Source organism: Betaproteobacteria bacterium, from assembly GCA_016720855.1.
In the GTDB taxonomy this organism is placed as follows: domain Bacteria; phylum Pseudomonadota; class Gammaproteobacteria; order Burkholderiales; family Usitatibacteraceae; genus FEB-7.
In genome coordinates this window covers 1,569,614-1,582,171 of sequence record JADKJU010000001.1, presented here as the reverse complement: position 1 = coordinate 1,582,171, position 12,558 = coordinate 1,569,614, and the positions used below count along the sequence as shown (strand labels likewise).

The following is a 12,558-nucleotide window of genomic DNA, read 5'->3' as shown; positions in this document are numbered from 1 at the left end:
CCGAGGTGCGCGCTCGGTCCGCAGCGCCGGCAAAGCCCTGACCGCTCTGCCGCTCAGGCCGCGGCCTTCGCCGGCACGTGGCTCATGGCGTGTTCCGAAATGGCGGTGATGGTGAGGCTGGGATTCACGCCGGGATTGGCCGGCACCGTCGAGCCGTCGCACACCAGCAGGTTCTCGTAGCCGAAGACGCGGTTGCGCCCGTCCACGACGCCGCACGCCGCATCGCGCCCGATCACGGCGCCCCCGAGAATGTGGGCGGTCGAGGGGATGTTCGCCACGGCCTCGAGGGCCATGCTCTGCGCGATGCCGCCCGTGTGCTTCGCGAGCCACAGGGCCGCGCGGTTGCCCGCGTCGATGTACGTGGGGTTGGGCTTGCCGGCATCCTGCTCGGTGGCGAGCCGCACGCCGCCCCCGAACCACTTCGGCGTGGCACGGAACCGGATGGCATTGTCGAGCGTCTGCATGACCAGGATGATGAGCGTCCGGCGCGACCACCCGAAGGGCCAGGTCACCTTCACGAAGCGGATGGGGTGGCGCACGATGTTCGCGAGCAGCATGAGGGGCCGCGTGAGGCGCGTGCCCTTTCCGGTGAGGAGCGTCGAGAGCCCCGACATGAAATCGCCGTGGCGGCCGTAGGTGACGAACTCGATGTGCGTGTCGGGGGTCGGGTGGATGCTCGCGCTGATCGCCACGTCGTTCCAGGGGGCCAGGCGATCGTCGGGGAGCGTGACGGCGAGCAGCGATTCGCTGTTCGTGCGAACGAGGTGCCCGAGGCGGTCGCTGATCCGCGGAAGCGACCCGCGCAGCTTGCATCCCGCGAGCAGCTTGTTGGTGCCGAGTGCCCCGGCGGCAATCACCACGCCCTTCGCCGTGAACGTCCGGCGCCGTCCGCGCAGCCACGTGCCGGGCCGGACGGTCTCGATGCCATAGCCCTGCGAACCGTCGTCGGCGCCGAGCGGGTGGATGTCGGCCACCTCGCAGTCGGGAATGATCTCCACGCCCCTCTTCTCGGCGAACCAGAGGTAGTTCTTCACCAGGGTGTTCTTGGCTCCCGGGCGGCAGCCGACCATGCAGGCCCCGCAGCGCGTGCAGCCGGTCCGCTCCGGCCCCTTGCCGCCGAAGTAGGGGTCGGGCACGGTCGCGCCCGGCTCGCCGAAGAAGACGGCGCAGGAGGTGCGCACGAAGGTCTCGGGCGTGCCGAAGTAGGCGCCCATCTTCTTCAGCAGCCGCTGGCCGTCGCTGTCGTACGGCACGGGCTGCGAGCCGAGCATGCGTTCGGCGGTGCCGTAGTGCGGCTCCAGGATCCGGGACCAGTCGGCCGTTCCGGGCCATTGCGGGTTGGAGAAGAAGGCGGGCTTGGCGCGATAAAGGGTGTTGGCATACACGAGGCTGCCGCCGCCCACGCCGGCGCCGCTCGCGATGAAGATGTCCTTGAACGTGGTCATGCGCAGGATGCCGCGCAGGCCCAGCGCCGGCGCCCACAGGAAGCGGCGCAGGTCCCACGTGCTTTTCGCGAAGTCCTCGTCACGCAATCGCCGCCCGCTCTCGAGGACCGCCACGCGGTAGCCCTTTTCGGCGAGCCGCAATGCCGAAACGCTGCCTCCGAATCCCGAACCGACGACGATCCAGTCGTAGTCCATGGCGTCAGGCCGAGATCAACTCCCGGACATGCGCGGCCACGCTGCGCGCGAGCGCGTGCAGGTGGTAGCCTCCCTCGAGCATCGAGATGACGCGCCCCCTGCAATGTCGGTGCGCCACCTTCACCAGTTCGGTCGTCACCCAGGCGTAGTCGCTCTCGACCCAGCGCAGGCCGGCCATGTCATCGGCCTGGTGGGCGTCGAATCCTGCCGAGATGCAGACGAGCTGCGGGCTGAAGGCCTCCAGCGCGGGCATCCAGTACTCCTGCACGGCGGCGCGCAGGTGTTCGCCCGTGGCGCCCTGCGGCAGTCCCACGTTCACCATGTTGAGGCCCTTGGGCTCGTCGCCCTGGAAGGGATAGAGTCCGCGTTGGAACGTGGAGGCCATGAGCACGCGCGGATCGGCGGCCAGGATGTCCTCGCTGCCGTTGCCATGGTGCACGTCGATATCGATGAGCGCGACGCGTTCCAGTCCGTGGAAGTCGAGCGCATGGCGGATGCCCACCGCCACGTTGTTGAAGAAGCAGAAACCCATGGGCGCATCGCGCGTGGCATGGTGCCCTGGCGGACGCACCGCGCAGAAGGCGCTTCGCACCTCTCCTCGCAGGACCAGGTCCGTCGCGAGCACCGCCGCCCCCGCCGCGCGCAGCGCCGCCTTGATGGTGTGCGGGTTCATCGAGGTGTCCGGGTCCACATGCACGTAGCCCTCGGTGGGCGACGCGGCCATGATTTCCGCCACGTGGCGCGCGGTATGGGCGCGCTCGAGTTGCTCGACCGTCGCCATCGGCGCGTCATAGGGAATGAGCAGGCTCATCAGACCCTGGGCCAGCAGGTGGTCCGAGATGGCGTCCAGGCGTTCCGGGCATTCCGGATGGCCGGGCCCCATTTCGTGGAGCTGGCAATCCCGGTGGGTTATCCAGGCGCAGGGCATTGTTTTGTACTCCTCCGATTCCCATGCTAGTGGGCGCTCGGGCGGGCGAATTGCGCCGCGTCAAGGGATTGGATGGGGTGCCTCAAGGGGTGGGGAGGCGCCGGGGTGATGTCAGTTCAAGTCCTGGGCACGCAAGCATGACCGTCGGATGGGTGCCCGGAAATTCGAGGCCAGGCAACACACGCCAGGCCTCGAATTTCCACCCATCTGCAAACGAGACCGCTGCGCTGCCTCGTCCGCGACGGTCGCGTGCCAAGGACTTGAACAGACATCACCCCGGCGCCTCCCCCTTCACTCCGTGGAACCGGCGTCGAGTCCGCAGGCCCTTGATCCAAGACTCGGGTTTCGGCGATCGCACAGGCATGGCGTGTCCATTGGGGCCGGTGATGGGGCAAGCCTCTCCACATCCTTGGGCATGCGACCGTCGGGATGGGGCGGCGTCAGCGGCCTCACCTCTCAATGGGTAAGAAATCGGGGCCTGGCGTGTGTTGCCTGGCCCCGATTTCTTGGGCACCCATCCGACGGTCACGCTTGCATGCCCAGGATGTGGAGAGGCTTGCCCCATCACCGGCCATCCCCATCCCACCTTGAACAACCCGGTAAAATCGACCCTTCGCGAACGAAAGGCATCCCATGACCGTCATCACCGACAGGAAGGCTTTCGACAAGGCCGCCACGCCGATCCTTGCCACCGATGCCAGGCGGCTGCCGAAGCTGCTGCAGAAACTCACCGCGGCGCAGCGTCGATGGGTGGAGGCGAGCGATTTCGAGGGCCGTGCGCACACGCATTGCGCGGTGCCGGGCACGAAGGGCGACGTCGAACTGGTGCTCACCGGCGTTCGCGACGCGGACGATCCCTGGGCGCTGGCGCACCTGCCGCTCAAGCTCGCGCCGGGGCGGTATTCGCTCGGCAAGGGGCCGGTGATCCTGGGCGCGGACAAGGCCGCGTTCGCCTGGGCGCTGGGAAGCTACCAGTTCACGCGCTACCGGAAGGCGCGCCGCAAGGCCGCCGACCTGCAGCTCGATCCCTCGTCGAAGGTCGCGAAGGCTCTCGGACTCGCCGACGCCGTGAAACTCGTCCGCGATCTCGTGAACACCCCCGCCGAGGACATGGGTCCGGCCGAGCTCTCCGACATCGTCCGCGAGCAGGCGGACCTCTTCGGCGCCGAGTTCGACGAGTGGGTGGGCGACGAGCTGCTGGCGCAGAACTTCCCGGCGATCCACGCCGTCGGGCGTGCCGCGGCCCGTGAACCGCGCCTGCTGGAACTGAACTGGGGCAACCCGAAGCATCCTCGCCTGGCGATCGTCGGCAAGGGCGTGTGCTTCGACACCGGCGGCCTCGACATCAAGGGCGCCGAAGGCATGCGCCTCATGAAGAAGGACATGGGCGGCGCCGCGCACGCCATTGCGCTCGCGCGCCTGGTCATGCAGAGAAAGCTCCCGTACCGCCTGCAGCTCCTCGTGCCCGCCGTCGAGAACGCCATCGGCGGCAATGCCTATCGCCCCGGCGACGTGGTGCGCACCCGGCAGGGCCACACCGTGGAGATCGGCAACACCGATGCCGAAGGCCGCGTCGTCCTTTGCGATGCGCTGGCCTACGCGGCCGAGGACAAACCGAAGCTCATGATCGATTTCGCCACGCTCACGGGCGCCGCACGCGTGGCGCTGGGGCCGGAACTGCCGGCGCTGTTCGCGAACGACGAGAAGCTCGCGGCCCGGCTCCTGGCGGCGAGCCAGGCGGTCGAGGATCCGGTCTGGCGCCTGCCGCTGTGGCGCAACTACCAGCGCCTCTTCTCCAGCGAGGTCGCGGACTTCAACAACGCCGGCAAGGGCGGGTTCGCCGGCGCCATCGTCGGCGCGCTATTCCTCGATTTCTTCGTGCCCGATGCGGCGCCGTGGGCGCACTTCGACACCTATGCGTGGAACGACATCTCGCGGCCCGGGCGCCCGCTGGGCGGCGATGCGATGGGATTGCGCGCCGCTCTGGCCGCACTGGAATAGCGCCCTGCCCCGGACGCATCGATTCGATTTACAAGGGGGGCCGCTTTCCGTAGAGTCCCGCCGAGGCCGCAAGAGGCCGCCGGCCAGGAGATGCACTTGGGAAGCGTGATCGACCGTATTGTTGCGCAGCGCTACTGGGCCTGGGCTGCGTGCGTGCTCCTCGCGGTGGCGTGCGTTGCGGCCACTTCGCTCTCGCTGCTTTGGGCATGGCCTGCGGCGACCTTCGCCGTGCTTGCGCTGGTGGGCCTGGCCGACTATACGCAGTCCCGGCAGGCCATCCGCCGCAACTACCCGGTGATCGCGCACTTCCGCTTCTTCTTCGAGTTCATCCGGCCCGAGATCCGGCAGTATTTCATCGAGGCGGATTCGGACGCGACGCCGTTCTCGCGCGCGCAGCGGTCCATCATCTACCAGCGCGCCAAGGGCGCAGTGGACAAGCGGCCCTTCGGCACGCAGCTCGATTTCTACGAGGACCATTACGAGTGGATCAACCACTCGCTGGCGCCGCTGGAACTCGACAGCCACGATTTCCGCATCGGCATCGGCGAGGGACACGTAGCCAAGCCCTATGGCGCGAGCGTCTTCAACATCTCGGCCATGAGCTTTGGCGCGCTCTCGGCGAATGCTGTCCTCGCCCTCAACGAGGGGGCGAAGCGCGGCGGCTTCTACCACGACACCGGCGAAGGCTCGATCTCGCGCCACCACCGCGAGAAAGGCGGCGACCTGGTGTGGGAGATCGGCAGCGGCTACTTTGGCTGCCGCAACGACGACGGGCGATTCAACGAGGAGCGCTTCATCGCCAACGCCACCACGGATGCGGTGCGCATGATCGAGGTGAAGCTCTCGCAGGGCGCGAAGCCCGGCCACGGCGGCGTGCTGCCGGGAGCGAAGGTGACGCCCGAGATCGCGGAGGCGCGCCACATCCCGGTGGGCGTGGATTGCGTGTCGCCCGCGAAGCACTCGGCCTTCTCCACTCCCATCGAGCTGCTTCATTTCGTGGACCGGCTGCGCACGCTCTCCGGCGGCAAACCCACGGGCTTCAAGCTCGCCATCGGCCACCCCTGGGAGTGGTTCGGCATCGTGAAGGCGATGGTGGAGACGGGCATCACGCCGGACTTCATCGTGGTGGACGGGGGCGAGGGCGGCACGGGCGCGGCGCCCCTGGAGTTCACCGACCACGTGGGCGCGCCGCTGCGCGAGGCGCTCATGCTGGTGCACAACTCGCTTGTCGGCGTGAACCTGCGCGAGAAGGTGCGCGTGGGCGCGAGCGGCAAGATCGTGACCGCCTTCGACATCGCGCGCACCCTGGCCATCGGCGCGGACTGGTGCAATTCGGCTCGCGGCTTCATGTTCGCGCTCGGCTGCCTGCAGGCGCAGACCTGCCACACGGGCCACTGCCCGACGGGCGTCACCACGCAGGACCCGCGCCGCATGCGCGCGCTCGTCGTGCCCGACAAGGCCGAGCGCGTCTTCAACTTCCACCAGAACACGCTCAAGGCCCTGAAGGAACTCCTCGGCGCCGCAGGCCTCTCCCACCCGAGCGAGCTGGGCCCGGAGCACGTCATCCGCCGCGTCTCGTCCAACGAGGTGCGCTCCCTATCCACCCTGCACCACTGGCTGGAGCCCGGAGAGCTGCTGGCCAGCGTGCCCTCGAGCCCGGTGTACCAGGTGTTCTGGAGGAACGCCCGCCCCGACACCTTCACCGCGCCGCCGAGCGTGTTGACGGTGCGCACGAGCAAGAGCCGGTAGAAGCCGGAAACCTAGACTCCGGAGTGAATGTGCACGCCGGGATCGAGCGAGCGCAACAACCGGAGTGAAGGTCAGTGCCGAAGTCGTATGAGCGGAAAACAAATGTGGTTGGTGTTTTTTTTGTTTTTTCGGCCGGGTCAATTTGCTACGAATGGCGCTGTCTGAACCTATGTCGAGGAGCTCACGACGGTGATGTCCAGGGCAAGTTAATCCGGCCGAAAAAACAAAAAAAACACCAACCACATTTTTTCCCGCCCCTGCGTCAGTGGACGCGCTTCGCAACCTGAAGCGGAGATGTGCCATGCACCGCCTGTCCGCCCCTCCGTCTGTGGACGCGCCTCGCAACCTGAATCGGAGATGTGCCATGCACCGCCTGCTCGCCCCTTTGTTGCTGGCGCTTCCGTTCGCGGCGGTTGGCGTGTATGAAGGCCCCATCTTCGATGCGCACCTGCACTACAACGGCGAGGCGCGCGACGCTTATCCCGTCGGCACGGTGATGGAGCTCTTCTCGAAGAACGGCGTGAAGGCGATCCTGGCGAACAGCCGGCCCAACGACGGCACGCGCGCCCTCTACGACGCCAACCGCAAGGCGCCTCGCGGCGGGTTTGCCGTCGTGCCCTTCATCCGCGTCTATCGCGACCGTTCGGACTATGGCACCTGGCACGCCAACCCCGACATCGCGAACATGATCGTCGAGGAGGAAAAGCGCGGGCATTACCGCGGCGTGGGGGAGTTCCACCTCTTCGGGCGCGAGGCGGCCTCGGCGGTGGTGAAGGAGATCGTGAACTTCGCGGTCGCGAAGAACCTCGTGCTGCACGCGCACTGCGACGAGGAGGCGCTGGAACTGCTTTTCGCCCACAACCCGAGGGCGCGCGTGATCTGGGCGCATACCGGGTTTTCCACGCCGCTTGCGCGTGTGGAAGAGCTCTTCGGCAAGTACCCGCAGCTCTGGGGCGAGCTGTCCTACCGAGGGGACGTGGTCGAGGACGGAAAGCTCGCGCCGGCGTGGAGGGCATTCTTCATGAAGCATCCCGAACGCTTCCTCGCGGGCTCAGATACCTGGGTGAACGAGCGCTGGCAATCCTATCCGCAAACGATGGCGACCTACCGGAAGTGGCTGGGGGAGCTGCCGGCCGACGTGGCGGCCCGGATCGCCTGGAAGAACGGCGCGCGCCTGTTCGGTCTCGAGTAGGGCGGGGTGCCGGGTAGAATGGTGCCTTCTTCGTCCTGCCACGCGATTGCGATGATTGAAATCTTGCGCCGCTTCACCCTTGCCCTCCTGGCCGGCCTGGCGTTCGCGCTTCCGGCGCAGGCCACCTCGTACTCCACCGACTTCACCGACCTGTGGTGGAACCCGGCCGAGAGCGGCTGGGGCATGAACGTCATCCAGCAGGACGAAACGCTCTTCCTCACGTTCTTCCTCTACGGCCCCGACAACACGGCGCGGTGGTACGTGGCCTCGTCGGTGAAACCGACCATCCCGCAGCCGTCCAACGCCACGCGCTTCACCGGCGCTCTTTACCGGACCACCGGGCCGTGGTTCGGCGGAACGTTCAACCCGGTCGACGTCGGCCGGACGGAGGTCGGCGCAGTCACCGTCACGTTCGACTCATCCGACACCGCGACGCTTTCGTACACGATCGACGGCACGCCGGTCGTGAAGGTGATCGAGCGCCAGGGCTTTCGCGTGAATTCGGTGGCCGGCGTGTATGCCGGCGGGCTCGTCGCGCTCGCCTCGGGCTGCACCGATACGCTCGCCAATGGCCCCCTGGACATGCTGGGCACGACGACCGTCACGCAGGCCACCGACCAGGTCTCGTTCAAGGTCGCCTTCTACACGCCCATCGGCCAGACGGCGACCTGCACCTTCACCGGCGCGTATTCGCACAAGGGCCGCATGATCTCCGTGCCCTCGGGGAGCTTTTCCTGCGTGGTCAACGGCTTCCAGGCCAACGCGGGCGTCTTTGCGATGTCGGCGCTCGACGCGCAACTGAACGGCTTTCACGCGACCTTCACGGGCCGCGACCAGTACTGCACCTACAACGGGCGCTTCGGAGGCACGCGCGACGTCGCCGGTTGAGCCGGCCCACGCGCGTAAGCTCACGCGGCACATGGCGCGGGTCGATGAACCTGCTGAAAGGGGAGGGCAACATGCGAACGATCGGGATGATGATTGCGGCTTCGGTGGCCGTCGGCGCGATGGCCAGTGCGAACACGCAGGACGGCTTCGATGCGTGCGAGGTCTTCACGCAGGCGGAGGCGCGCAAGGTGCTCGGCGCGGCGGCTGAGCCCGAGCCGGTGAACCCGAAGGCGAGGAAGCCGAAGGTCGTGCCGACGTGCACCTGGTGGGCCTCGAAGGACGGCAAGCCCGTCTCGGCTTCGGCGACCTTCCGTTTCGCGAAGACCGAAGCGGACGCGCAGCGGGCGTTCGAAGAGGAAAGACTCAAGTTCCAGACCAAGCCGATGCTGATCGGCGGTGCTTCCGCGTTCTGGAGCGCCAGGCAGGGCAACGTGCAGCTCCTGAAGGGGCGCACCTGGGTCGTGGTGGCCGTCGGGGGGCCGAAGCCCGTCGAGCGCGACGCGGACGCCTCGAAGAGGCTCGCCGAGGTGATCGAGAAGAAGCTCTGAGCCGCGGGCGTCCGGGGGCGCGCACCCCCCCTTTGGACTAGAATATCTCCTGAGAAAACGGGTGGCAGCGCGCTGCCGCCCCCCAATCCCGAGGGAGCCCGCATGACCGCCATTGTCGAAGTCGTTGCCCGCGAGATTCTCGATTCGCGCGGCAATCCCACCGTCGAAGCCGACGTGCTGCTCGAATCCGGCGTGATGGGCCGTGCCGCCGTGCCTTCCGGAGCCTCCACCGGCTCGCGGGAGGCCATCGAGCTTCGCGACGGCGACGCGCAGCGCTACTTCGGAAAGGGCGTGCAGAAGGCGGTGGAGCACGTGAACACCGAGATCTGCGAGGCCATCATCGGCCTCGACGTGTCCGAGCAGGCGCACCTCGACAAGGTGCTCATCGAGCTCGACGGCACGGAGAACAAGTCGCGCCTGGGGGCGAACGCGATTCTCGCGGTCTCCGTCGCCTGCGCCAAGGCGGCGGCCGAGGAATGCGGGCTGCCGCTGTACCGCTACTTCGGGGGCAGCGGGCCGCGCCGGATGCCGGTGCCGATGATGAACGTCATCAACGGCGGGGCGCACGCGAACAACTCGCTGGACATGCAGGAGTTCATGATCATCCCCGCGGGGCTGCCGACCTTCCGCGACGCGCTGCGTTGCGGCGCCGAGGTCTTCCACACCCTCAGGAAGATGCTGCACAAGGAAGGCCTTGCCACCACGGTAGGCGACGAGGGCGGCTTCGCGCCCAACCTGCCGAACAACGAGGCGGCGATCCAGTGGATCCTGCGCGCCATCGAGGAGGCGGGCTACCTCGCCGGCAGCGACGTGCTGATCGGCCTGGACTGCGCCGCGAGCGAGTTCTACAAGGACGGGAAGTACCGCTTCGAGAGCGAGCACCTTTCCTACTCCTCGCAGCAACTCACGGACCTGCTGGACTCCTGGTGCGACAAGTATCCCATCGTCTCCATCGAGGACGGGATGGCCGAGGGCGACTGGGAAGGCTGGGAGATCCTCACCCAGCGCCTGGGCGAGGGCGTGCAGATCGTGGGCGACGACATCTTCGTCACCAACACGCGCATCCTGGAGGAAGGCATCCGCCGCGGGGTGGCCAACTCCATCCTCATCAAGATCAACCAGATCGGCACGCTTTCGGAGACGTTCGAGGCGATCGAGATGGCCAGGCGCGCCGGCTACACCTGCGTGATCTCGCATCGCTCCGGAGAGACGGAGGATTCCACCATCGCCGATATCGCGGTTGGCACCAACGCCATGCAGATCAAGACCGGGTCGCTGTCCCGCTCCGACCGCATGGCCAAGTACAACCAGCTCCTGCGCATCGAGGAAGAGCTGGGCGAAGGCGCGACCTACGCCGGCCGCGGGGCCTTCTACCAACTGAAATGAAGGCACTGGCCGCCGTCCTCGCCGGTCTCACGCTGGTACTCCAGTACCCGCTGTGGTTCGGCAAGGGCGGCTGGCTGCGGGTTCGGGACCTGGACCGGCAGATGGTGGCCCAGCAGGCGGTGAACGCGGGCCTCAAGGCGCGTAATGACGCCCTCGATGCGGAAGTGCGCGACCTCAAGCAGGGGCTCGATGCCATCGAGGAACGGGCCCGCACCGAGCTGGGGATGATTCGCAAGGATGAGATCTTCGTGCAGATCGTGGAACCGGGGCGGCGTTCCGCGCCCGCCAGGTAGCCGCGCACAGCGCACTATCGCGCTCGCCGTCGACCGCGCGCTCCCGAACGAACCGCTCGCGCCGCGGTCCCACCAGCGCTAGTTCCACGCCCCGATCGCCGATGTCGTCCCTGCCCCTCTTTCCGGATTCTCCTGCGGCCTCGCGCGCGCGTCTCGCGATCCGGGTCGCCGTCGGCTATTCGATCCTCCTGCATGCGCTGGTCATGCTCGCACCGCTGCGCGACAAGCTGCCGATGCCGCCACCGGGCGGCGTGTCCGGGCCGATGCAGGTGCGGATCGAGCGCACCCCGGCCCCTGCGACGCCGGTCGTCGAGACCGCCGAGAGAAAGCCGGTGCCGCCCGTACGGACGGCGCTTGCGCGCCGCGTTCCCCTGGCGATGCCGCCTCGCGACCTGCCGACGCCTCCCGTGAACGCCGTGCCGGCTGCCCAGCCCGACCCCGTGCGTGAGCCCGCGCGCGAGCCGTCCTTCGACATGTCGGCGCTCATCGCGGCGAACCGCGAGCGGCGCCGCGCGTGGGAGTCGGCGGCGGCGCGCTCGCCCTCCGGCGCGGACGGCGCGTCTTCCGACCCGGCGGCCGACAATCTGGCGCGCAACCTCGCCTCGCTCTCGCGCGGCGACGGCACGGGCGGGATCTTCCAGATCCTGCGCGTCGGCGCGCGCACCGGCGAGTTCTCCTTCAACGGCTGGCGCACGGAGTCGCGCAAGAAGTGGCGCGAGGTCATCGAGGTGGACGCAGGCAGCGGCGGCGACGTCGAGCGAGCCATCGTGCGGCGCATGATCGAGCTCATCCGCGGGCACTACACGGGCGATTTCAGCTGGGAATCGAGCCGGTCGGGGCATGTGGTCGTACTCTCCGCCGCACCCGCGGACAACGACCAGCTCGAGGATTACCTGATGCGCGAGTTCTTCGGCGTGCCGGCGGTGCGGACGCGGCGCCCGGGGCGCTGAGGCGCTCCGGCCGGCTTTCGCGCTTCGCGAGCCGGATTCCCGCGGGCACCACCGCGCCTCCGGTGAGATCTTTGCCGGAGGAATTCCACCCGGCGCCGGTCCACCCGGAATCCGCCAAGGCTACAATCCTGCTGAATCCGATCCGCTTCCCCCTGTGGCCAGACAGATGAAGACTTCCCGCAGCGCCGAATCCGGTCCCTCGCCGGCAGAGCCGTCCCAGTCGCCGACAGGCGCAACTTCGGAGTCCATCGAGGGAATAACCGCACGCATCCTGCGCTTGATCCAGGACCGCAGGATCGAGCCCGGCAACCGCCTCCCCGCGGAGCGCGAACTGGCCCATTTTCTGCAAGTCAGCCGGCCGGCGCTGCGCGAGTCGCTTGCCACGCTCGAAGCCATTCGCGTCATCGTGCGGCGCCCGTACTCGGGCATCTACCTCGCGCAGCGGGATGCGCCGCCGAGCTTCGAAAGCGTTGTCCTTCGCAGCAATCTCGGGCTTCCCATGGATGCGGGCATGGTGGTGAATTCCATGGAAGTCCGCAACGTCCTGGAAGTCCAGGCCGTCGACCTCGCCTGCCAGAGACGCACGGAAGCGGATCTCGCGCACCTCGCCGTCATCATGGAGCAGTGCCACGACTACCTGCGACGGGGGCGGAGCATCATCGAACTGGACGAGGCGTTCCACATCGGCATCGTGAACGCGACCCGCAATCCGGTGTACGCCCAGATCGTCCACGCGTTCTACCGCCTGTCGCGACCCCGGCGGGAGGTCTACTTCTCCGATCCGGGGCGCTGCCGGCGATCCTGCCGCGAGCACGATGCGATCCTGCGCGCGATCGTGGCGCGCGATTCGCCGGTTGCCCGGCGCCTCATGCACCGGCACATCAATGGCGGCCTGCGTCGTGCGCTGCTGAATGCCCGGACCGGTCCCCCGGAATAAACGGCGTCCCGGTTCGCCGGCGCTTGACGCGCCTGCATTCCATTGG

Annotated in this window: 11 protein-coding genes; 9 read left to right on the top strand and 2 right to left on the bottom strand. The window is 67.8% G+C overall.

Annotated elements, in window-relative coordinates; genetic code table 11:
• Window positions 1-53: 53 nt before the first annotated feature.
• A complete protein-coding gene (locus tag IPP91_07095; GenBank protein ID MBL0141829.1) occupies window positions 54-1,640 on the bottom strand; it encodes a GMC family oxidoreductase in 1,587 nt (528 codons plus the stop codon).
• A 4-nt stretch (window positions 1,641-1,644) separates the two neighbouring features.
• Entirely contained in the window at window positions 1,645-2,568 is a 924-nt protein-coding gene (locus tag IPP91_07090) for a histone deacetylase family protein (GenBank protein MBL0141828.1), read from the bottom strand.
• A 633-nt stretch (window positions 2,569-3,201) separates the two neighbouring features.
• On the opposite strand from IPP91_07090, the gene IPP91_07085 reads away from it, so the two are divergent.
• From IPP91_07085 to IPP91_07045, 9 genes are all read left to right on the top strand, one after another.
• A complete protein-coding gene (locus IPP91_07085; protein ID MBL0141827.1) occupies window positions 3,202-4,569 on the top strand; it encodes a leucyl aminopeptidase family protein in 1,368 nt (455 codons plus the stop codon).
• A gap of 90 nt (window positions 4,570-4,659) precedes the next feature.
• The gene (locus IPP91_07080) at window positions 4,660-6,318 is read left to right on the top strand and encodes an FMN-binding glutamate synthase family protein (GenBank protein MBL0141826.1); all 1,659 of its coding nucleotides are present in this window, start codon (window positions 4,660-4,662) and stop codon (window positions 6,316-6,318) included.
• Between the two features lie 364 nt (window positions 6,319-6,682).
• Window positions 6,683-7,510: an amidohydrolase family protein gene (locus IPP91_07075; GenBank protein ID MBL0141825.1), complete on the top strand. Its 828-nt coding sequence runs from the start codon at window positions 6,683-6,685 to the stop codon at window positions 7,508-7,510.
• 51 nt (window positions 7,511-7,561) lie between these two features.
• Window positions 7,562-8,398, top strand: a complete 837-nt coding sequence (locus tag IPP91_07070) for a hypothetical protein (GenBank protein MBL0141824.1) — start codon at window positions 7,562-7,564, stop codon at window positions 8,396-8,398.
• 71 nt (window positions 8,399-8,469) lie between these two features.
• Window positions 8,470-8,946, top strand: coding sequence for a DUF3558 family protein (locus IPP91_07065; protein MBL0141823.1), 477 nt, complete (start codon window positions 8,470-8,472; stop codon window positions 8,944-8,946).
• Window positions 8,947-9,048: 102 nt separating this feature from the next.
• Complete coding sequence (eno, locus tag IPP91_07060) at window positions 9,049-10,332, top strand: phosphopyruvate hydratase (GenBank protein MBL0141822.1); 1,284 nt, start codon at window positions 9,049-9,051, stop codon at window positions 10,330-10,332.
• The gene (ftsB, locus tag IPP91_07055) at window positions 10,329-10,625 is read left to right on the top strand and encodes a cell division protein FtsB (protein ID MBL0141821.1); all 297 of its coding nucleotides are present in this window, start codon (window positions 10,329-10,331) and stop codon (window positions 10,623-10,625) included. Before eno ends, ftsB begins: the two co-directional genes overlap by 4 nt.
• 101 nt (window positions 10,626-10,726) lie before the next feature.
• On the top strand, window positions 10,727-11,575 hold the full coding sequence (locus tag IPP91_07050; protein ID MBL0141820.1) for a hypothetical protein: 849 nt from the start codon (window positions 10,727-10,729) through the stop codon (window positions 11,573-11,575).
• A gap of 277 nt (window positions 11,576-11,852) precedes the next feature.
• On the top strand, window positions 11,853-12,512 hold the full coding sequence (locus IPP91_07045; protein ID MBL0141819.1) for a FadR family transcriptional regulator: 660 nt from the start codon (window positions 11,853-11,855) through the stop codon (window positions 12,510-12,512).
• Window positions 12,513-12,558 lie beyond the last annotated feature (46 nt).

Bases quoted from the DNA above. Each gene is read 5' to 3' on its own strand.
- IPP91_07090 (MBL0141828.1), bottom strand. From the start codon at position 2,568: ATGCCCTGCGCCTGGATAACCCACCGGGATTGCCAGCTCCACGAAATG.
- IPP91_07085 (MBL0141827.1), top strand. From the start codon at position 3,202: ATGACCGTCATCACCGACAGGAAGGCTTTCGACAAGGCCGCCACGCCG.
- ftsB (MBL0141821.1), top strand. From the start codon at position 10,329: ATGAAGGCACTGGCCGCCGTCCTCGCCGGTCTCACGCTGGTACTCCAG.
- IPP91_07080 (MBL0141826.1), top strand. From the start codon at position 4,660: ATGCACTTGGGAAGCGTGATCGACCGTATTGTTGCGCAGCGCTACTGG.
- eno (MBL0141822.1), top strand. From the start codon at position 9,049: ATGACCGCCATTGTCGAAGTCGTTGCCCGCGAGATTCTCGATTCGCGC.
- IPP91_07095 (MBL0141829.1), bottom strand. From the start codon at position 1,640: ATGGACTACGACTGGATCGTCGTCGGTTCGGGATTCGGAGGCAGCGTT.
- IPP91_07070 (MBL0141824.1), top strand. From the start codon at position 7,562: ATGATTGAAATCTTGCGCCGCTTCACCCTTGCCCTCCTGGCCGGCCTG.
- IPP91_07050 (MBL0141820.1), top strand. From the start codon at position 10,727: ATGTCGTCCCTGCCCCTCTTTCCGGATTCTCCTGCGGCCTCGCGCGCG.
- IPP91_07065 (MBL0141823.1), top strand. From the start codon at position 8,470: ATGCGAACGATCGGGATGATGATTGCGGCTTCGGTGGCCGTCGGCGCG.
- IPP91_07075 (MBL0141825.1), top strand. From the start codon at position 6,683: ATGCACCGCCTGCTCGCCCCTTTGTTGCTGGCGCTTCCGTTCGCGGCG.